At 57.0% G+C, this 19,427-nt stretch carries 17 protein-coding genes; 4 read left to right on the top strand and 13 right to left on the bottom strand.

Features of this window, described 5'->3' with window-relative positions:
* Positions 1 to 1,664 precede the first annotated feature (1,664 nt).
* Complete coding sequence (locus ACLI1L_RS06480; RefSeq protein ID WP_086587660.1) at positions 1,665 to 2,138, bottom strand: DUF6676 family protein; 474 nt, start codon at positions 2,136 to 2,138, stop codon at positions 1,665 to 1,667.
* A 327-nt stretch (positions 2,139 to 2,465) separates the two neighbouring features.
* Between ACLI1L_RS06480 and can the strand changes: the two genes are divergently transcribed.
* Together can and ACLI1L_RS06470 are read left to right on the top strand one after the other, a co-directional pair.
* Positions 2,466 to 5,279 carry an aconitate hydratase gene (can, locus tag ACLI1L_RS06475; protein ID WP_208612432.1) on the top strand — a complete coding sequence of 938 codons (2,814 nt, stop codon included), beginning with the start codon at positions 2,466 to 2,468 and terminating at the stop codon, positions 5,277 to 5,279.
* A 193-nt stretch (positions 5,280 to 5,472) separates the two neighbouring features.
* Complete coding sequence (locus ACLI1L_RS06470; protein ID WP_394285853.1) at positions 5,473 to 6,048, top strand: TetR/AcrR family transcriptional regulator; 576 nt, start codon at positions 5,473 to 5,475, stop codon at positions 6,046 to 6,048.
* Between the two features lie 74 nt (positions 6,049 to 6,122).
* Here the strand turns inward: ACLI1L_RS06470 and ACLI1L_RS06465 are convergent, their stop codons facing one another.
* The 5 genes from ACLI1L_RS06465 to ACLI1L_RS06445 all read right to left on the bottom strand — a co-directional run bounded on the left by ACLI1L_RS06465 (position 6,123) and on the right by ACLI1L_RS06445 (position 10,495).
* Positions 6,123 to 7,259 carry an ABC transporter gene (locus tag ACLI1L_RS06465; protein WP_411707161.1) on the bottom strand — a complete coding sequence of 379 codons (1,137 nt, stop codon included), beginning with the start codon at positions 7,257 to 7,259 and terminating at the stop codon, positions 6,123 to 6,125.
* On the bottom strand, positions 7,250 to 7,942 hold the full coding sequence (locus ACLI1L_RS06460; RefSeq protein WP_411707160.1) for an energy-coupling factor transporter transmembrane component T family protein: 693 nt from the start codon (positions 7,940 to 7,942) through the stop codon (positions 7,250 to 7,252). Before ACLI1L_RS06460 ends, ACLI1L_RS06465 begins: the two co-directional genes overlap by 10 nt.
* Positions 7,942 to 8,652 carry an ECF transporter S component gene (locus tag ACLI1L_RS06455; protein ID WP_239206865.1) on the bottom strand — a complete coding sequence of 237 codons (711 nt, stop codon included), beginning with the start codon at positions 8,650 to 8,652 and terminating at the stop codon, positions 7,942 to 7,944. The genes ACLI1L_RS06460 and ACLI1L_RS06455 overlap by 1 nt, the downstream gene beginning before the upstream one ends.
* A gap of 181 nt (positions 8,653 to 8,833) precedes the next feature.
* Entirely contained in the window at positions 8,834 to 9,799 is a 966-nt protein-coding gene (locus ACLI1L_RS06450; RefSeq protein WP_411707159.1) for a nucleoside hydrolase, read from the bottom strand.
* A gap of 21 nt (positions 9,800 to 9,820) precedes the next feature.
* Complete coding sequence (locus ACLI1L_RS06445; RefSeq protein WP_239206862.1) at positions 9,821 to 10,495, bottom strand: NAD(P)H-binding protein; 675 nt, start codon at positions 10,493 to 10,495, stop codon at positions 9,821 to 9,823.
* A 103-nt stretch (positions 10,496 to 10,598) separates the two neighbouring features.
* On the opposite strand from ACLI1L_RS06445, the gene ACLI1L_RS06440 reads away from it, so the two are divergent.
* On the top strand, positions 10,599 to 10,868 hold the full coding sequence (locus tag ACLI1L_RS06440; protein ID WP_086587653.1) for an ACT domain-containing protein: 270 nt from the start codon (positions 10,599 to 10,601) through the stop codon (positions 10,866 to 10,868).
* Positions 10,869 to 12,233, top strand: coding sequence for a PFL family protein (locus ACLI1L_RS06435; protein WP_411708340.1), 1,365 nt, complete (start codon positions 10,869 to 10,871; stop codon positions 12,231 to 12,233).
* A 24-nt stretch (positions 12,234 to 12,257) separates the two neighbouring features.
* Here ACLI1L_RS06435 and ACLI1L_RS06430 read toward each other — a convergent pair whose 3' ends face one another.
* The 7 genes from ACLI1L_RS06430 to sufD form a co-directional block, all read right to left on the bottom strand.
* Positions 12,258 to 13,580, bottom strand: a complete 1,323-nt coding sequence (locus ACLI1L_RS06430; RefSeq protein WP_411708339.1) for a DUF2254 domain-containing protein — start codon at positions 13,578 to 13,580, stop codon at positions 12,258 to 12,260.
* Between the two features lie 6 nt (positions 13,581 to 13,586).
* Positions 13,587 to 15,218 (bottom strand): ABC-F family ATP-binding cassette domain-containing protein, encoded by a 1,632-nt coding sequence (locus ACLI1L_RS06425; protein WP_023021517.1) that lies wholly within the window; start codon positions 15,216 to 15,218, stop codon positions 13,587 to 13,589.
* Positions 15,219 to 15,331: 113 nt separating this feature from the next.
* Positions 15,332 to 15,739 (bottom strand): metal-sulfur cluster assembly factor, encoded by a 408-nt coding sequence (locus ACLI1L_RS06420; protein ID WP_023021516.1) that lies wholly within the window; start codon positions 15,737 to 15,739, stop codon positions 15,332 to 15,334.
* Entirely contained in the window at positions 15,740 to 16,192 is a 453-nt protein-coding gene (sufU, locus tag ACLI1L_RS06415) for a Fe-S cluster assembly sulfur transfer protein SufU (RefSeq protein ID WP_023021515.1), read from the bottom strand. It lies immediately after the preceding gene.
* Positions 16,189 to 17,436, bottom strand: a complete 1,248-nt coding sequence (locus ACLI1L_RS06410) for a cysteine desulfurase (protein WP_411708338.1) — start codon at positions 17,434 to 17,436, stop codon at positions 16,189 to 16,191. Before ACLI1L_RS06410 ends, sufU begins: the two co-directional genes overlap by 4 nt.
* A 45-nt stretch (positions 17,437 to 17,481) precedes the next feature.
* The gene (sufC, locus tag ACLI1L_RS06405) at positions 17,482 to 18,240 is read right to left on the bottom strand and encodes a Fe-S cluster assembly ATPase SufC (protein WP_411708337.1); all 759 of its coding nucleotides are present in this window, start codon (positions 18,238 to 18,240) and stop codon (positions 17,482 to 17,484) included.
* Positions 18,241 to 18,269: 29 nt separating this feature from the next.
* Complete coding sequence (gene sufD, locus ACLI1L_RS06400) at positions 18,270 to 19,424, bottom strand: Fe-S cluster assembly protein SufD (RefSeq protein ID WP_049360807.1); 1,155 nt, start codon at positions 19,422 to 19,424, stop codon at positions 18,270 to 18,272.
* Positions 19,425 to 19,427: the final 3 nt, after the last annotated feature.

The following is a 19,427-nucleotide window of genomic DNA, read 5'->3' as shown; positions in this document are numbered from 1 at the left end:
GAACGCTTCTGGGCATAGGAATGCCCGGGCTCCCCGCCTGCCTTTTCGCACAAACGCAGGCGTTATCGCATGTCTAACCGGGGTAACTAGAAAATCGCCTCGAGATGATAAAGATAGGTACGCGAAGCTATTCTCAAGCGCCCGTAGACACTAGAGGGGTAAATGGTTATGGACTGCCTCAATTGGCTGAGACTTCACTCCGGGCGTGTTGTTTCTATGGACCACCCAACAGTCCAGGGACTTTTCGTGCTGTAACTGGAAAACCTGACCTTTATCGCATTCCAGCCGTCTGCCTTAAATCGCTACTGTTTCCCCACAACAGCGAAAATCAGACACCTTTGGATCCGGCTGAATTGATTAAAAGACTACTCGCCCAAAATCAACAGGCTGGCGCAAAAGGTCTACACATATCCTTTGTTCACAGCAGAAGTTCCCATGACTGCGAAGTCCACTTACTCGTTCGCGATATTTGCGACATACGTTCCAGGATGCGTTTTACAACCCAAGATTCCGCATGCCCCGATCACGTTCTATTGCACTGAGCGCCGTGAGAGCTGCTCTACGGGTTCTGGCATGACTCGCCGCGGCGCCGGCTGACTTTGTTAAAAGGTCTAGCCCTTTAAAACAATCCTGAGCCGTCGAGGGCAAGCAGCCACAAACCATGAACAGGCCACACGAAGCTGGCCCTGGCGGAGTGAATAGGAGTTCCTAGCCCCAAAACCCTATGGACCTATCCGTGCGCCCCTTTCGTGGCTCTGAGCTTCGCGCTCTGCCCTATCGAAAGATTCGCACCAAAAGTTCCACACGGTGGAGTTCTAATGAACCCGTCTCACCTCATAAACGGAAGGTGGGTTGATGTTTAATTTTTTCGAACATTGCAATCGCTCAAGTTTTTAACTTGCATCCCCAATCTCTTTCGATGGAGCCCGGTTCATTGACTTCCAAGAACGGCCACTCGATGTTCCATCATTCGCTCGAGGCGTGCTTCCCCACATACCCGTGCGAGTTCTCTCGTGACAGTCAAGGCTAAGCCCATGAACCCAGGAAGCAAGAAATGTCCCCTGAGTCGACATCCGAACCTTACGTCACGACACGCCCGTTTCGCACAATTTTCCCGCAATTCACGTGAGTCAAGTTAATTCACATGACTCAACATGGGCACCTAACCTGCAATGATTTTGTTACCATCCCGTTATTGTGATTTTAGTCACGCACCAACTGGATAGACACACGCTTCAAACCGGCCCCTGCGGACAGTATGGAAGCAAACCGGCCACTCCCCCACCCCGAGTCAACCCCTAAGAGTTTACCTTACCCCCTCCCCTGCTCTTCCCGAACCTTTCACCGACACCCCTAATCGTTTTGTCATCGGATATGGGCCCTGCTTCGGCGCCCAAGTTTTAGACGCCTTCATTACTCCTACGGATAAACGAGACAGCAACTTGTTCATCGCCGCCCGGCACCTCTACCCCATCCCCTGGTGGTCTTTACGTAAATTACTTTCCTCTTAAAACGGTTCGCAAAAGTTTCAGCTACTTATCCGAAACTTTTTCGAACAAACCTATTTTCCTACAGTCTCCACCTTGTTCAAGAGGCGTTACTTGGAATCTCGGATCCTGCGCTCAATGTCGAGGCGCCCTGCCTTTAATACCCCTGGGGTCCGCTTACAGCCCTTCAGACTTGCGTCGGCTTGCCACCACAAAAGAGCTAACCAAGACAAGCACAGCAATCACAGCAACCGCTCCCACAATTGTTGCCACCGGGAAGCTGATTTGGTCTAGTCCCCCGTAGTACTTAGTCAGTAGGTCCACCTGGTCAAGCCCGGGCGCCAGTTGCGCCTGTACTGACTCAATATCGGCTCGACTATAAGTATCACTAACCGAAGAGACATGCTGTGGGGTCTGGACAATGACCGTGTTCAACCCCGTGGCATCTTGAAGCTCTTGGGCAATGTCGCGGACGTCGGGGGCCCGAACGTCCATCACATCAACTACGGCAACACCGTCGCCGTCCCGCAACCCCTTGCTCACATCCGCATTGAGTGAGGCATCGTGGCTAAGCGCCGTGGCCGTATAGGCCACGCCATCCTCTTTGAGCTGATTCGCCAAGTCAGAAATATCTACCCCTGCGGGAACCATGCGAATCCCTTCCTTATATATAGGGCCCCTAAACTACTTCTCCCCCAAGATACGGGCAGCTTGAGGCGACCCAACTCCTCAACTCGCCAGTTTTTCCGAAAAGGTGAAACAGAACGCTTGTACTGTTACAATGGCAGCGACCGAAGGTTTTAGCCTCTACAATATCTAGGTGAACCATCGCGTTCTTTGTCGCCTTCAGCACTGCGGGCCCCATGGTCGCGTCCTGTCACAATAGTGACCGTAGACGCGGAGCACCGACCCGCGGTAACGACAGACGACGAGTACCAAACAGAACACACTGTTTATCAACAAGGAATGGAGCTCCCTGTGACTGAAAGCTTGAACTCCTTCGAGGCCAAGAAGACCCTTGACGTCAACGGCAAGTCTTATGACTACTTTGACATCAACTCCGTCTCCGGCTTGGAGAAGTTGCCTTACTCCCTCAAGGTGCTAGCAGAGAATCTGCTGCGCCATGAGGACGGCAAGAACGTAACCAAGGACCACATCAACGCCCTGGCAAACTGGGACCCGGAAGCAGAGCCAGACACCGAAATCCAGTTCACCCCAGCACGCGTCCTCATGCAGGACTTCACCGGCGTTCCTTGCGTTGTTGACCTTGCTACCATGCGTGAGGCTGTCTCTGCCTTGGGTGGTACTCCGGATCAGGTCAACCCGCTCAACCCAGCTGAGATGGTTATTGACCACTCCGTCATCGTTGAGGCCTTCGGCTCCACCGATGCGCTGGAAAAGAACGTTGAAATTGAGTACCAGCGCAACGAAGAGCGCTACCAGTTCCTTCGCTGGGGTGCTGAGAACTTCTCCAACTTCCGCGTTGTACCTCCAGGAACCGGCATCGTCCACCAGGTAAATATCGAGTACCTGTCCCGCGTTGTATTCGACAACGAGGGCCTTGCTTACCCTGATACCTGTATCGGTACCGACTCCCACACCACCATGGAAAACGGCCTGGGCATTCTTGGCTGGGGCGTTGGCGGCATCGAGGCAGAGGCTGCGATGCTTGGACAGCCGGTATCCATGCTCATCCCGAAGGTCGTCGGCTTCAAGCTGACCGGTGAGATTCCCACCGGCGTCACCGCAACCGACGTCGTACTTACCATCACTGAGATGCTGCGCGAGCACGGCGTTGTCCAGAAGTTCGTAGAATTCTACGGCAACGGCGTCAAGTCCGTTCCGCTGGCTAACCGCGCCACCATCGGCAACATGTCCCCTGAGTTCGGTTCCACCGCGGCAATCTTCCCAATTGATGAGGAGACCACCAAGTACCTCGAGCTCACCGGCCGCCCACAGGAGCAGATCGACCGCGTTGAAGCATACGCCAAGGCGCAGGGAATGTGGCTGGAAGAGGATGCCCCGGAGGCAAAGTACTCCGAGTACCTCGAGCTGGACCTGTCCACCGTCGTTCCTTCCATTGCTGGTCCAAAGCGCCCGCAGGACCGTATCCTGCTGACCGAGGCCAAGGAGCAGTTCCGCAAGGATTTGGCTAACTACACCACCGACGAGGTTTGCGTCGATGAAACCTCTGTTGAGGCAAGGCGCATGTCCGCAGAAGGCGGCGCTCCGGCCATGGAAGACGTCACCGGCGGTTTGAACAAGGCCCGCGAAGGCCACGGCGAGTCCTCCGCTATTGGCGCAAAGGGCCGTCACTCCAACCCGATTACCGTTGAGTCCCAGAATGGTGGCGAGTTCACCTTGGACCACGGCATGGTCGCTATCGCCTCCATCACTTCCTGTACCAACACCTCTAACCCATCCGTGATGGTGGGCGCAGGCCTTATTGCTCGCAAGGCAGCAGAAAAGGGCCTCCAGTCCAAGCCGTGGGTTAAGACCATCTGTGCCCCTGGTTCCCAGGTTGTTGATGGTTACTTCCAGCGTGCAGATCTCTGGAAGGACCTCGAGGCAATGGGCTTCTACCTCTCCGGTTTCGGTTGCACCACCTGTATCGGTAACTCCGGCCCATTGCCGGATGAGGTTTCTGCAGCCATCAATGAAAATGACCTTGCCGCCACCGCGGTTCTTTCCGGTAACCGCAACTTCGAGGGCCGCATCTCTCCGGACGTCAAGATGAACTACTTGGCCTCCCCAATCATGGTCATTGCCTACGCCATTGCCGGCACCATGGACTTTGACTTTGATGCACAGCCCCTAGGCCAGGATAAGGAAGGCAACGATGTCTACCTGAAGGACATCTGGCCATCCCCGCAGGAGATCGAGGACACCATTCAGTCTGCCATCTCTCGTGAGATGTACGAGGCTGACTACGCCGACGTCTTCAAGGGCGACGATGCCTGGCGCAACTTGGATGTGCCGGAAGGCGAGACCTTCAAGTGGGATGAGGATTCCACCTACATCCGCAAGGCTCCTTACTTCGATGGCATGCCTACCGAGCCAAACCCGCTTGAAGACATCAAGGGTGCGCGCGTTCTGGCGAAGCTCGGCGATTCCGTCACTACCGACCACATCTCCCCCGCTTCCGCTATTAAGCCAGGCACCCCAGCTGCGCAGTACCTTGATGAAAACGGCGTTGCACGCAAGGACTACAACTCCCTGGGCTCTCGCCGTGGTAACCACGAGGTTATGATGCGCGGTACCTTTGCGAATATTCGCCTGGCTAACCAGCTGGTCGATGTCACTGGTGGCTACACCCGTGACTTTACCCAGGAAGGCGGCCCACAGGCCTTCATCTTCGACGCTTGCCAGAACTATAAGGAAGCCGGCATTCCGCTGGTAGTCATCGCTGGTAAGGAATACGGCACTGGTTCCTCCCGTGACTGGGCTGCAAAGGGCACCAACCTGCTTGGCGTAAAGGCTGTAATCACTGAGTCCTTCGAGCGCATCCACCGTTCCAACCTGATCGGCATGGGCGTTATCCCACTGCAGTTCCCACAGGGCGAGTCCCACGAGTCCTTGGGACTGGATGGCACTGAATCCTTCGATATTGAGGGCATCACCGCCTTCAATGAAGGCTCCATCCCGAAGACCGTCCACGTCACCGCCACCAAGGAGTCCGGCGAAACCGTCGAGTTTGACGCTGACGTCCGCATTGACACCCCGGGTGAGGCTGACTACTTCCGCCACGGCGGCATCCTGCAGTACGTCCTGCGCCAGATGGTCAAGAGCTAGGCGCTTTTCGCACAATCCTTAAGCCCCCCCTTAAGGGGCTAAGGGCCTAGGTTCGGTCGATAACGCGGGGTTGCACCGCCCTCCCCAGTAGAGGGCGCTGCGGCCCCGCGTTTCGTCGCATAGATTTTATTCTTATTCAAAATTACTGATTTATTATTCTTTAGACGTTCCCCATTAAGGAGAGTTGCCTACCATGCCAATCGTCAGCGAATCTGAACTCAGCCGCCGTCGGCACGACATTCTCGTAGGCGCTCGCCGGTGTTTTGCAGAGCACGGGTACGAGGGAGCTACAGTTCGTCTACTAGAACAGGCAACGGGCAAGTCCCGCGGCGCAATCTTTCACCACTTTGGTGACAAAGAGTCTCTCTTTCTTGCCTTGGCGCAAGAAGATGCCGCTCGTCAGGCCGAGGTCGTAGCCCACAATGGCTTGGTTGAGGTTATGCGTGAGATGCTCCAACATCCTGAGCGTCACGATTGGCTAGCCACTCGCTTGGAAATCACATCCCTCCTCCGCACTGATCCTTCCTTCGCCGCTAGGTGGAAGGAAAACCAGTCGGTTCGTGGCGAGGCCGTACGCGCACGCTTGGCGGCCAATGCGGACAAGGGCCGCCTGCGCGATGATGTTGATATCGACACCTTAGCTATCTATCTAGAGGTGTTTATGGATGGGTTCATCAACCGGCTCGCCTTGGGCGAAACCGCAGAGCTGGAAAAAGTCCTTGACTTAGTAGAGCAATCTATCCGTGGCGGTCAGGCGGATCTGTCTTAATCCCGTCTGAACAGTCCTGCTCCCGGCTGCTTGTTACTCGAAACACACAATAGCCGGGAGCTTTTTGCATGTGCTCAGCGGCGCGGTGACGGTAATTTCTTTTCCGTGACTTGGGCATAGGTTGATATTTCCGCCACAAACTGCGGATCATGGCAAGTAACCACTAAGGCACTGCCGGACTGTAGGCCGTAGTGGATTAGTTGGTGCATGAGCCATCGGTCCGCGGCGGAAAGCAAGGTATCTGGCTCGTCGAGCAGCACCTTCTGGCGGTGCTGCCCAATAACGTGGGCCACTTGCGCAAGCCGCAGGCGTGATGATGACAAATCTAAGGGATGATCAGCAGGATTTAATCCCAGCAGGTTGCGCAAAGCTTCATTGGGTACAAATTCCTCCACTGTGGAAAATGCCGCCTGGTCAAACGGCGACTGCATAGCAAGGGCGGGAAGATTTCGTACAACTCCCCCGCCATCAAGCCCGGCGGCGGCGCGCAAGAGCGACGTTTTACCGCTACCATTATCACCGCGCAACCACGTCACCCCGGCTTCCTCGGTGGGGATTTCTACGGGTCCGACGCTAAAGGTTGTTCCGGTGGGCTGGGAAAATTGCCACCACCTTTTCTTCTTTGGTCCTCGCTGGGCAATTAGCGGGCCTATGCTCCCCTGCCGCCCGCGCGCATATACCCGCGGCAGGTTGAGGGGTGCTACGAGTGGTTCTGTTCCTATGATTTCTCCGCCTAGCTCTGGCCAGGTAGTACTCGATACCGCAATAACGCAGGTATGCGGCATTGCCTGCAGAAGGTTAATCACTTGTGCGCGCGACTCTGAATCGAGGCCAGCTGCGGGTTCACAAATGATCATGATCGCGGGCTCGCGGATGGCCACACAGGCTACGGCTAATCTGCGAGTTTGGCCGCCAGACAGCTGCGCGGGGTCATGTTCACAGTAGGCAGAAAGGCCCACTGCGCTAAGCATATGCTCCCCGCAGACTTGCATCTCCTCCGCAGGCACACCCGCGTTTTCCAGGCCAAGTACTACTTCTTCAATACAGGTCTCGCGCAGGAAACTAATTTGTGCGGAAGCATCCGTGCCGATGATTGCTGCGGTGGATAAAGATTCCGCTAGCTGCGCCGCAACATCTTCTACTGCTTTATCAGGATCGACGAGTACCTGGATGATGGCCCCAGGGGTGGGGCGAAGGTGGGCTAGATCCATCTAGCAATCACCACCGCAAGGCACACTAGCGGGATGAGGAAGCGTAAGACTCGGGACAACCTGGAATCGGCAACGGGCCGCAATAAGCTGCGTTGCCCTTCCTGGTCGAACCCGATGGCGGCCAGGGCTTGGCCGCGTTGAGTTCCTTGGATGAGGAGGCGAGCGATGACAGGAATAATGACGCGAGAGATAGTATTGCGCCAGGTTATGGTGATTCCGGCCAATTGGTTGGCTTCACGGACGCATCGCCAGGCATGCGCACCTTGGGGCAAGGTCTGGAGGGAGGAACCCACCACATACGCCACCTTGTGTCCGGCGCGGGAGACTTGCAGCCATTTGGCGATATCCGCGATGCGCAGCGCCGCCATTGCTGCGATGAAGCAGGCCATGAGCGCACAGAAGCGGAGGCTGAGGCTACCGGCGAGCATCAGGCCGTCGGCAGTAAGCAGAGGCGCAACTGGGGTGTCCCCGTAGGGAGCATGAATGACCAGCATGGAAAGGGCCGCTGGCACGCTCAGTGCAATCGTAGTCAAAATCACGGAGGCGTTGCGGGTAGATACAGTACCGCAGGCAAGGGCAACGAGCATGACGCTTGCCGACGCCACTGGGGTGTTCAGCGCCAAGGTAAGGATCCAGCCGCAGGCCGCAATGGTAACTACGGTGGCAGGATGAAGGCGGCTCATCAGCGTGGTTGCAGCGATTCACGGGTGCGTTGCGGCAAAGCTTTTACCGCTGCCCAGACGATAAGGAAAACCAGCGCTTTATCCAGGGGATCTGAGATGAAGGACTGCAGGGTAACCGAGGCGATAAGGGAATTGCCCAGCTCCCGGAAGAGCGAAACAACCGCGCCCGTACCAAGACCCGCAGTACCGCCATAAACAAAGGCAGCGACAGGGGCGGCGAGCATGCCGGAGACAATGCCTATGACGGCGCCGCTGAGAATAACCCACCATACCTTGGTAAATGCGCCCTTCTTGATGACGAATCCGGATAGGAATCCCGTGGCGGCGGATACTGCAGCGAAAGGCAAAGCAGCGGGGTTGAGCAAGCCCCACACGACAGAAGACAGCGTGCCGGTAGCCAAGCCAGCAATGGGACCGGCAAGCGCGGCTACCAGGATAGTTCCCACGGAATCGATATAGAGAGGGATGCCGATTGAACCAATGATTTCACCAACGACAATATTAAGGACCAGCGCCACCGGGATGATGGCAATGGTTCGCGCTGGTAAAGCCGGCACGGTGCCGGCAAGCAGGAGCGCGGCGCCGATAAGATAGCCGCTCAGGGTAACGAGCGCTTCAGTCGAACCAGCAACAGAATGCCAGTCCGTGGGGCGCAAAAGCACCAGGTAAATCCAAGTCGCGGCTACAATTAATGCACCCGCGATGACCATGGCCTTGCGGGCGGGGGTGAGAGAAAGCTGTGACACAATAAAAATCCAAATCCATAAATAGAAAAAGGGCATAGAATACGCCGACCGCGGATGGTGCTGCTTTCCTATGTCACCTCGGAAAGCGATCCTGTACGGCACGTGCGCCGCGGATAATAGTAGAGGTTCTGCTCTTTAAAAGCCACTAGCGTGAAGCCAATAGTGTAAACCCCCGCAGACATTCTTGATGCGCGGCTTCCATATCTGCGCTCGTAACCAGTCGTGCGTTGTGGGCCCGGCCCCAGTGGTTTCGCAAGTCCGCAACGCTCGTCCCCCGCAATAGCGGCGATTCCGCTTCGACATCAACGGTAGTTTCTACAACCTCAAAGTCGATCTGCCCCAAGGCGATCATGCACGTCAAAAGGTCGTGGATTTGGGCCTGATAGCCTTCCCCCTGCGCCTGGTGGAATTCAAAATAGTAGCGCAACACATCCGGCAGGATTTGTGCCATAGGGTGTCCGTGCAACAATTCCATGACCGCTTCTAGGCGCTGTGGGGTGATGAGAAACTGCTCTGTTAGCTCAAGCGAACATAGTGTGGTGGGAACGCACGGGGCAGATGAATGAAAGTGCTGGGCGGCGGCATGCGGATCAACCCAAAAGTTCCATTCCGCGGTCGGGGTGGTATTTCCCCGGTAGTTAACCGCGCCGCCCATGATAGTAATGGCGCCGAACTGCGCGGCTTCCTCACTATGGGCATTTTCAAATGCAGCAAGATTGGTGACCGGCCCGGTAACAATCAGCTGCAGATCGTGATGAGCGGCTAGTACTTCTTTCCATAGTCGCTGCCAATCGCGGTGGTGCAGCGTGGTAGTAGGTGCTGTGGCATAGCCCAACCCCGTCGGACCATGGGTCTCAGGGGTTGTCGTGAGATCGACCTTTAAGGGGCGGGGCAAGCCGGGGGCTACGGGGACATCGGCAAGCGAGCATAGATCCAGGATCCAGCGGGCATTGGCCGCAGTCTGATAAGCCTCGACGTTGCCGGCTGTGGTGGTAACTCCCACCAGCTCAATTTCCCTGGCATGATGAAGACCCGCCAAATACATCAAGGCGAGGCAATCATCTATGCCGGGGTCACAATCAATTAAAACAGCTGGAGGCGTGGCAATCATAGTGCCAGCCAGTCTAACGCCTTACTTGATGGAGCTCACTGGATTGTCGCCATCTACAAAGGCGAGCGGGGATTCCGGCAGGGTTTCGCGGCCGAGGGCCTCGACGATGACATCGGCGACCAGCTCGCGCGAAGAAGTCATGGACTCCTTTAGCGCCTTATCCTCGATCTGCTCCAGCCCCTGTGCTGGCTCCTCGGTCAGCATCGCTGGCTTGAGGATAAGGTGCGGAAACTCTGCCTGAGCAAGGCGATTGTCTACTTCCTTCTTGGACTCAACGTAGGCATACCACTTCTCGTCGGCGGGATCCGTGGTGGCTTCCTGGGAACCGACATAGGAAATCATGAGGTAGGTAGGCAGATTCTCGCCTTCTTGCTGCAGCTTCTCCATAGCGTCAACGGTAGCGAGGGCACCATCGCGGTCCACGGCCCACGTAAGGTCTGCCCCACCGCGGCCGCCGTTGCCAGCGCCCCACACTACGGCGTCATAAGCGGCGAAAAGCTCCGCCCACTGCGCAACGGTCTGCTCAGTAATATCGGCCAATACTGGGGTCGCGCCGAGCTTTTCAATCTCAGACTTCTGCTCAGGATTGCGGATAAGGGAGTGGACCTCGTGGCCGGCTTCCACCAACTTTGGTGCGGCCAACAGGCCGACCTTGCCATGTCCACCGATGTACAGAATCTTCTTTTTATCAGTCATACCTCCCCACCGTAACAACGACGCCTCTTGCCCGCAGCGACCCCGGCCAGTACCGGTGGCAAAATGGCGGCGGTGGCTGCAGCGAGCAGATAGAATTGCTTGCATGTATGCCATTATGACCGTCACCGGAGCCGATAGCACAGGCATTATCGCCGCGGTGACCACTACCCTTGCCCAACTCGATATCAACGTCATTGACGTGTCCCAAACACTCATGGGCGGTTACTTCACCATGATCCTGCGCGTCGAATTTGATGCGGAACAGGTCTCCATCCAGACCATCAAGGAGCATATGCGCCCCGTGGCGGAAGAAAAGCACCAGTCCATCCGCATTCAGTCCGAAGACCTCTTCACCGCCATGAATGAGATTTAAATGAGTACGCGTTTTAATACCACTAAAATCTTGGACACCATCGAGATGATTGAGAACTATCGTCTCGATATCCGCACCGTAACCATGGGCATCTCCCTCCTTGGATGCACCCGATCCACCATGGACGCTACCTGCCAGGCCATCTATGACCGCGTCACGCAGCAGGCCGGTCGCCTAGTGGAGGTATGCGAAGGCATCGAGGGCGAGCTGGGGATCCCCATCGTGAATAAGCGCATCTCCGTCACCCCCATATCCTTGGTAGTAGCCGGTGTAGAAGGAAACCCCGTCGACGCCGCAAAGGCACTAGACAAGGCAGCCAAAGAGGTAGGCGTCAACTTCGTGGGAGGCTATTCCGCTCTGGTCGAAAAGGGCGCTACCACCGCGGAACAAAAGCTCATTAGCTCCATTCCAGAAGCGCTAGCTACGACTGACGTCGTGTGTTCCTCCGTGAATATCGCCAGCTCCCGCGCCGGTATCAACATGGATGCAGCCAAGAAGATGGGCGAGGTCATCAAGGAAGCGGCCGAGCTCACTAAGGATGATTCCGCCATTGCGTGCGCCAAGCTGGTGGTCTTTGCTAACTCTGTGGGTGACAACCCATTTATGGCCGGCGCGTTCCACGGCATCGAAGAACCCGATTGCGTAGTCTCCGTCGGCGTTTCTGGCCCGGGTGTGGTCGACCGTGCCTTGGGATCACTTGAAGGGGCGAGCCTGGACCAGGTAGCGGAAGAAGTGAAGAAGGCCGCTTTCAAGATCACTCGCGCCGGGCAGCTGGTGGGCACCATGGCTTCCGAGCGCCTTGGCGTGCCCTTCGGAATCATCGACCTTTCGCTTGCCCCTACTGCCGAATTGGGAGATTCGGTGGCCCACATCCTTGAGCACATGGGCCTAGACCAGGTGGGCACGCACGGTACAACTGCTGCTTTGGCTCTGCTTAACGACGCAGTAAAGAAGGGCGGCATGATGGCCTGCTCCCGCGTCGGCGGTCTGTCTGGATCCTTCATCCCAGTCTCCGAGGATAAGGGAATGATCGATGCGGTTAAGTCCGGCTCTATCTCCATGGACAAGCTGGAGGCCATGACCGCCATTTGCTCGGTGGGCTTTGACATGATTGCGCTGCCGGGCGATACCTCGGCCGCGACGATTTCGGGCATGATTGCTGACGAGGCCGCCATTGGCGTGATGAATCATAAGACCACGGCGGTACGCGTGATCCCGGTTCCTGGCGCCCAGGTGGGCGACGAGGTGAGCTTCGGCGGCCTGCTGGGCTACGCACCGGTGATCCCGGTCAATCACGTGGGTAATGCGCAATTCATTAACCGCGGCGGCTTCATCCCTGCCCCAGTGCATGGATTCCGCAACTAAGAAGAGCGGCAACCGCGCCGCAGCCTAGTCTGCGGCGTGCTCTTCGCCAGGTTTTTCCGACTCCGCCCATTCGGCTAAGTTGGCCTGGAAGTGCTGGTAGGAAGACTCCAACTGTTGTAGCTCCACCTCGCCACCGACTTGGCGGCGGGCATCTGAGTAGATGGCCCGGGCGGCGTCGGCAAGCACGCTCCGGCGCTCAGCAGTACGCAACAGGGCAACGACCTTGGCCAAGTTATCCAGCAGGCTGAGGTAGATTTCTGCATTATCTGCCGCATCGCGCCGAATCTGCGCGAACATCGCCTCCACAATTTCCTCATAGCTGAACGTTTGGTAGTCGAGGCGAAACTCGCCGTTAACGTGCACAATGCCCTGCGGCAGCCGCTTATCCCCAATCACGGTAAGAATCTGGGTAAAGCGGTCAATGATGTCTATGACCGTATAGGGATCATTGACGCCGGTGCTCAAAGCGCGGGCGGCGATTTCCGCGAGGTGCCGGGCGGTAAATCGTGGGTCGTGGGCCGAGGCATTTTCGCGGTGCTGCGTGAGCACGATGTGACGCTCAATATCTTCCGGCAAATGCGGCACGCCGTGTGCGATGACCTCTCCTTCCAGCACCAAGTCCCCCGGTGCCACGCCCAGGTGCACCGCGCAGTTCTCCTGCGCCGCCGCCTGCGCGATGGCGTCATAATCCACGAATTTAAGGTAACCAGTCTCGCTGCTGCGCCGCTTCTCCGCAGCTTCGTAAAATTCCGGCCCCGGCGCCTTAGCCTCCTTTTCCTGCTCGCCGCGCTGGATAAGTCGGCGCATGTGGTCCTCTACGTCTTGTGCAACTACGTGAACCACGTGGGACATGCTGATCGATTGCGCAATATGCACAATGAAGTAGATAAGGAACACCACGCACGCGAGGGCCAGCAGAACCGTCACCGCCACGTTCAATGAAGGAACGTGCTCTTCTTCCCCATCGCCGCCAGTGCGCACCGCGCGGAGGGACAGCAGCGCGAAGGTGAAAGTGGCAAGATAGATCGCCAAAGTAGATTGGATGGAGCGGTCTTTTAAAAACTCATGTAAAAGGCGTGGTCCCATCACCGTGACCACACCAGATAGTGCGGTCAGCGTGATGAAGAAGACTGTGCCGGCCAATGACAGCGAGGACGTAGCTACGGCGCTCAAAATGCCCTGCGCACTATCAGCGCTGCCATCATAAAAAGGCGTGGCTGCCACATCGAAAGTGCTACCAATCGCAATAAGCAACTCCGCACCCACTGCGGCGGTCGCCACCGCCACGGCCGGGATAAGCCAAAATTTCTCCCGCCAGGCGGGCATCCTCTCCAGCAGCGTCTTCATATGCTCCTACGCTAGCTCCACAATTTCCATATAGTCATCGGACCACAAATCTTCGTCACCATCGGGCATGATGATGACGCGTTCTGGGTCCAAGGCTTTAACCGCTCCCGGGTCGTGTGTTACCAGCACCACAGCACCGGTGTAGGTCTTGAGCGCATCAAGCACCTGCTCGCGCGAAATCGGATCCAGGTTATTCGTCGGCTCATCCAGCAGCAGCACATTCGCGCGGCTAGAGACCAGCGCGGCCAAGGCTAGGCGCGTCTTCTCACCGCCGGATAGAGTGCCCGCGGGTTGTTCCAACTTCTCGCCGGAGAACATGAAGGCGCCAAGCAGACTACGCAGTTCCTGCTGGTCCGCGTCTGGGCAGGCGTCAATGGTGTTTTGCCAGACAGACTTATCCGGATCGATGGTGTCGTGTTCCTGCGCAAAATAGCCGATCCGCAAGCCGTGGCCGCTGACGATGCCACCTTCACCGTCGGTGCGCTCCACTCCGGCCAGCAATTTCAACAGCGTGGTCTTACCCGCGCCGTTATAGCCCAGCACCACTACTCTTGACCCTTTATCGATGGCCAAATCCACCCCGGCGAAGACCTCTAGGGAGCCGTACATCTTGGTCAGTCCCTTGGCATTCATGGGTGTCTTACCGCACGGTGCCGGCTCGGGGAACTTAATATTGGCTACCTTATCGGCCACCCGCACCTCATCGAGCTGGCTCATCATGCGCTCAGCGCGGTGGAGCATCTGCTTGGCCGCAGCGGCCTTCGTTGCCTTAGCACCCAACTTAGCAGCCTGCTTTTGCAGGGCGGATGCCTTCTTTTCCGCATTGGCCCGCTCTCGGCGACGGCGCGCTTCATCGGTAGCACGAGCATCGAGGTACTTCTTATACCCCATGTTGTACACATCGGCCTCGCCGCGAACCGCATCGAGGAACCACACCTTATTACACACGGCCTCAAGCAGCTCGACGTCGTGAGAAATCATAATGAGCCCACCCTCATGCTTGGACAGGAATTGGCGGAGCCAAGTAATAGAATCCGCATCCAAGTGGTTCGTCGGCTCATCGAGGAGCAGGGTGGTCTGGGATTTTCCGGACCCCTCGGTAGCGGCAAAGAGAATTTGCGCTAGCTCCACGCGGCGGCGCTGACCACCCGAGAGAGTTTTGAGTTGTTGATCTAGGACGCGCTGCGGCAGACCCAAGTTATCGCAGATCTGCGCGCACTCGGAGTCGGCTTCATAGCCGCCCAGCGACTCGAACTGCTCCTCCAAGCGGGAGTATTTCCGGATGGCCTTATCCCGGAACTTATCGTCAGTAGCCGATTCCATAAGCTCTTGTTGCTTGGCCATGCGGCGCTTGAGATCATCCAAACCGCGGGCGGAGAGAACGCGCTCTCGCGCGGTCTGTTCAATATTTCCTTCGCGGGAATCTTGGGGCAAATAACCAATGGGGCCCGAACGAGTTACTGAGCCGCCATAGGGCTCGGTCTCCCCTGCCAAAATGCGCATAGTCGTCGTCTTGCCCGCGCCGTTGCGGCCGATAAGCCCGATGCGGTCACCGGGTTGCACACGCAAGTGCTGCCCGGGGGCTTCGAGAAGCGTGCGCGCTCCTACCCTGACTTCGAAATCATTGGTTACAATCACGAAGAAACAGTCTAGCAATTGACGCTGCCGACGCTAAGACGCGCTAACGCCCCCAACAACTGTCTCCCTAGACCGGGAAATGCGCTGCTGGAGGCGTGTACGTAGGACGCGATTTAAACCGCGAAGCCGAGGGCCTGAAGTTGCTCGCGGCCCTCTTCCGTAATCATCTGCGGACCCCATGGCGGCATCCATACCCAGTTGATACGGACGGCATCGGCCAATTTATTGGCCTTGACGATGTCTTCCACCTGCTCAGCAATGACATCGGTCAATGGGCAGGCCGGCGAGGTCAACGTCATATTGATCATGACGATTTCCTTGCCATTGTCCTCTTCGAACCACAGATCATAGACAAGGCCCAAGTCAACAACGTTGATCCCGAGCTCAGGGTCAATGACGTCTCGCATAAATTCGGTGACGTCAAATGCCTTGGAAATCTGCTCTTCGGTTTGCTCCGGTCGCTCGCCGCTGCCGGAGAAAGAGGAATTCTCGTTCTGATAAGGATCTACGGGATCGGTCATCTAGCTCTCCACTTCTGTTAGTGCATCGGCGGAAGCAGCCTGGAAGGCCTTCCATCCGAGGAGCGCACACTTTACGCGCGCTGGGTACTGGGACACTCCGGCGAAGGCTACGCCATCACCGATGAGGTCTTCATCGCCCTCGTCCTGGCCGCGAGAGGTGATCATCTTTTCAAACTCGGCCAGCTTCTCATTGGCTTGCGCGAGCGGTAGCCCAACGATTTCTTCAGCCATAACCGAGGTAGAAGCCTGCGAGATGGAACAGCCTTCCGCGTCATAGGAGACGTCCTCAACGGTCTTGCCGTCATCGGAAAGGCGCACGCGCAGGGTCAGCTCATCTCCGCAGGACGGGTTCACATGGTGAACCTCAGCCTGATAAGGCTCCCTCAGTCCGGCGTGCTGCGGGTTCTTGTAGTGGTCCAGGATGACGTCCTGGTACATGGAATCTAGGTTCATGAGGCAACTCCAAAGAATTCGCGGGCGGCCTTGATTGCTTCCACCAGCTTATCTATTTCTTCCTCGGTGTTATAGAGGTAGAAGCTGGCGCGAGCAGTGGATTGTGCCCCGCAGGCGCGGTGCAATGGCCACGCGCAGTGGTGGCCAACGCGAATGGACACGCCGTGGTCATCGAGGACCTGGCCCAAGTCATGCGGGTGAACGCCGTCCACGGTGAAAGAAATGGCACCGCCGCGGTTTTCAGTGGTTTCCGGTCCGATGATGCGCAGTCCCGGGATTTCTTTCAGCTGGCGCAGTGCGCGCTCCGTAAGTTTCTTTTCGTGCGCGTGGATATTATCCATGCCCACTTCTTCCAAAAACTTCACCGCGGCGCCGAGGCCTACTACCTGGCTGGTCATCTGCGTGCCTGCCTCAAAGCGTGTCGGCGGCTCGGCAAAGGTTGTCTCTTCCATTTTGACAATCTCAATCATGGAGCCACCGGTCAAGAAAGGCGGCAGCTTCTTGAGCAGCTCCTCCTTGCCGTAGAGGACACCAACGCCGCTGGGGCCACACATCTTGTGACCGGAAAACGCCGCGAAGTCCACATCCAAGGCGTGGAAATCTACCGCCATGTGCGGTACGGATTGGCAAGCGTCGAGTACAACCATGGCGTCAACCGCGCGGGCGCGGCGTACCAGCTCATCCACATCCGCCACAGCACCGGTCACATTGGACTGATGGGTAAACGCAACGACCTTGACGGATTCATCGAGTTCGAGCGAATCGAGATCGATGCGACCGTCTTCGGTCATGGAGTACCACTTCAACGTAGCGCCGGTGCGAGCGCAAAGCTCCTGCCACGGCACCAAGTTAGCGTGGTGCTCCAGTTCGGTGATCACAACGGTATCGCCCTCGCCTACGTAGAGGTCCCCCGCGCGTTCGTCGCTAAGCACATAAGCAACCTCGTTCAGGGCCTCGGTGGCGTTTTTGCTAAAGGCGATTTCATCGCGGTCCGCGCCTACGAACGCGGCGATAGCCTGTCGCGCGGACTCATAGGCATCATCGGCTTCTTCCGCCAACTGGTAGGAACCGCGGTGAACAGGAGCGTTCGTGTGCAACACAAACTCCTCTTCCGCCTTCCACACCGGCAGCGGGCGCTGGGAGGTAGCGCCTGAATCCAGATACACCAGAGGCTTATCACCACGGACGGTGCGCTGGAGAATCGGGAACTGCTCCCTGATTGCGTTTACATCAAATCCAGACATGAATCTTCTTAGGATAGTCTCGGTTGACCGGCCGGTGGCCGGTCCTTACTTGAGGAACTGGTCGTAGCCGTCAGACTCGAGCTGATCGGCCAATTCAGCGCCACCGGTCTTGATGACGTGGCCATCAGCGAAGACGTGGACAAAATCCGGCTTCACGTAGTTCAGGATGCGCTTATAGTGGGTAATCATCAAAATGCCACCATTGGTTTCCTTCTGGTAGCTGTTGATGCCCTCAGAAACGATGCGCAAGGCGTCAACGTCCAAGCCGGAGTCCGTCTCATCCATCACCGCGAACTTTGGCTTGAGGATATCCAGCTGCATAACCTCATGGCGCTTCTTCTCGCCACCGGAAAATCCCTCGTTAACGGAGCGGGAGATGAAGGACTTATCGATCTTCAGGTTCTCGCGGGCCTGGGTAAGCTCCTTATTCCATTCACGCAGCTTCGGTGCCTCACCTCGGATGGAGGTGACGGCGGAACGCATGAACTGGGAGACCTTTACGCCTGGGACCTCAGTGGGGTACTGCATGGCTAGGAAAAGGCCGGCGCGAGCGCGCTCATCGACGGGCATGTCCAGTAGGTTTTCGCCGTCGAGCAGCACCTCGCCATCGGTAACCTCATACTTTGGGTGGCCGGCGATGGTGTAGGACAAGGTGGACTTGCCGGAGCCGTTCGGGCCCATGATGGCGTGGATCTCGCCAGAGTTGATGGTCAGGTTGACACCCTTGAGAATTTCCTTCGGCTCGCCGCCTTCTTCCGTCGGCAGCACCTGAGCGTGGAGGTTCTTAATTTCCAGAGTAGACATAATGTGTGTGGTTTCCTTCTATGAAAGCTTTAGGCGGAGATCTTTTCCAGTTCTTCGGAAATGCGGTCTTCCAATTCCTCAGACAGGGACTGCACCGGGATGCGGTGGATGACCTCATTAAAGAAGCCACGGATGATGAGGCGGCGGGCTTCAGCCTCTGGAATGCCGCGAGACATCAGGTAGAACAACTCGATGTCATCGAAGCGACCAACGGTGGCTGCGTGGCCAGCGCCGGTAATTTCACCAGTCTCAATCTCCAGGTTAGGGATTGCATCCGCGCGAGCGCCCTCGGTCAGGATCAGATTGTTATTGGTCTCGTAGGTATCAGTGCCCTGTGCATTGGAGCGAATGAGAACATCGCCCACCCAGCAGGTGCGGGCCTCATTTTGCTTAGTACCCTGCAGCGCGCCCTTATAAAGAACATGGGAGCGGCAGTTAGGAACGGAGTGATCCACGAGCATGCGGTTCTCAAAGTACTGGCCTTCGTCCGCAAAGTACACGCCCAATAGCTCTGCGTCGCCACCTTGCTCGGTGAAGTTCACGCGCGGCACGATGCGTACTACTTCGCCGCCAAAAATGGCAGAGTTATGGCGTAGCACGGAATCGCGGCCGAGCTGGGCAACGTGGTTGGACAGGTGAACCGCATCGTCTTCCCAATCAACGTCAACAACGACGGTCAGGTGAGCGCCATCGCCCACGATAAACTCGACGTTATCCGCGTGGGTGCCAGAGCCGACGTACTTCAAGATGACGGTAGCTTCCGCATGGTGGCCTACCTCAATGGAGGTGGCGCCAAAGGACGTTACGCCCTCTCCCCTGCCGGTATAGGTAATGACGACGGGTTCTTCGACCTGAGCCTCTGCATCGATGGTGACAACCTGGCCTTCTGGCATGGAGGTCCATGCCTGTGCCGCAACACGATCAGACGGGGTACCTACACGGCCCAATCGTTCATCATCACGAGCGACGGTCTCGGAGCTTACGCCCGGGTGCTCGCTCACGGTGACATCCTGGGCTACAGCCTCAGCAAACTCGCCATTATGCAGGCCACGGAGCTTGCGCAGGGAAACAAAGCGCCAGACCTCGTCACGGCCGTGCGGCACCGGGAAGTCCTCCACGTTGGTGGAGGTAAAGACATCACCCTTGGTGATCTTATCCGGATTGAATTCGTTCGAAGCGACCATTTT

The sequence above is a fragment of the Corynebacterium sp. LaCa117 genome (genome assembly GCF_046717765.1).
GTDB classification, from domain to species: Bacteria; Actinomycetota; Actinomycetes; order Mycobacteriales; family Mycobacteriaceae; genus Corynebacterium; species Corynebacterium kefirresidentii.
This window is presented reverse-complemented; position numbering and strand designations above follow the sequence as displayed.

What these genes read in the sequence shown, in the direction of transcription:
- ACLI1L_RS06480 (WP_086587660.1), bottom strand. Translation starts at nt 2,138, where the DNA reads ATGGTTCCCGCAGGGGTAGATATTTCTGACTTGGCGAATCAGCTCAAA.
- ACLI1L_RS06470 (WP_394285853.1), top strand. Translation starts at nt 5,473, where the DNA reads ATGCCAATCGTCAGCGAATCTGAACTCAGCCGCCGTCGGCACGACATT.
- ACLI1L_RS06465 (WP_411707161.1), bottom strand. Translation starts at nt 7,259, where the DNA reads ATGGATCTAGCCCACCTTCGCCCCACCCCTGGGGCCATCATCCAGGTA.
- ACLI1L_RS06460 (WP_411707160.1), bottom strand. Translation starts at nt 7,942, where the DNA reads ATGAGCCGCCTTCATCCTGCCACCGTAGTTACCATTGCGGCCTGCGGC.
- ACLI1L_RS06455 (WP_239206865.1), bottom strand. Translation starts at nt 8,652, where the DNA reads ATGGTCATCGCGGGTGCATTAATTGTAGCCGCGACTTGGATTTACCTG.
- ACLI1L_RS06450 (WP_411707159.1), bottom strand. Translation starts at nt 9,799, where the DNA reads ATGATTGCCACGCCTCCAGCTGTTTTAATTGATTGTGACCCCGGCATA.
- ACLI1L_RS06445 (WP_239206862.1), bottom strand. Translation starts at nt 10,495, where the DNA reads ATGACTGATAAAAAGAAGATTCTGTACATCGGTGGACATGGCAAGGTC.
- ACLI1L_RS06440 (WP_086587653.1), top strand. Translation starts at nt 10,599, where the DNA reads ATGTATGCCATTATGACCGTCACCGGAGCCGATAGCACAGGCATTATC.
- ACLI1L_RS06435 (WP_411708340.1), top strand. Translation starts at nt 10,869, where the DNA reads ATGAGTACGCGTTTTAATACCACTAAAATCTTGGACACCATCGAGATG.
- ACLI1L_RS06430 (WP_411708339.1), bottom strand. Translation starts at nt 13,580, where the DNA reads ATGAAGACGCTGCTGGAGAGGATGCCCGCCTGGCGGGAGAAATTTTGG.
- ACLI1L_RS06420 (WP_023021516.1), bottom strand. Translation starts at nt 15,739, where the DNA reads ATGACCGATCCCGTAGATCCTTATCAGAACGAGAATTCCTCTTTCTCC.
- sufU (WP_023021515.1), bottom strand. Translation starts at nt 16,192, where the DNA reads ATGAACCTAGATTCCATGTACCAGGACGTCATCCTGGACCACTACAAG.
- ACLI1L_RS06410 (WP_411708338.1), bottom strand. Translation starts at nt 17,436, where the DNA reads ATGTCTGGATTTGATGTAAACGCAATCAGGGAGCAGTTCCCGATTCTC.
- sufC (WP_411708337.1), bottom strand. Translation starts at nt 18,240, where the DNA reads ATGTCTACTCTGGAAATTAAGAACCTCCACGCTCAGGTGCTGCCGACG.
- sufD (WP_049360807.1), bottom strand. Translation starts at nt 19,424, where the DNA reads ATGGTCGCTTCGAACGAATTCAATCCGGATAAGATCACCAAGGGTGAT.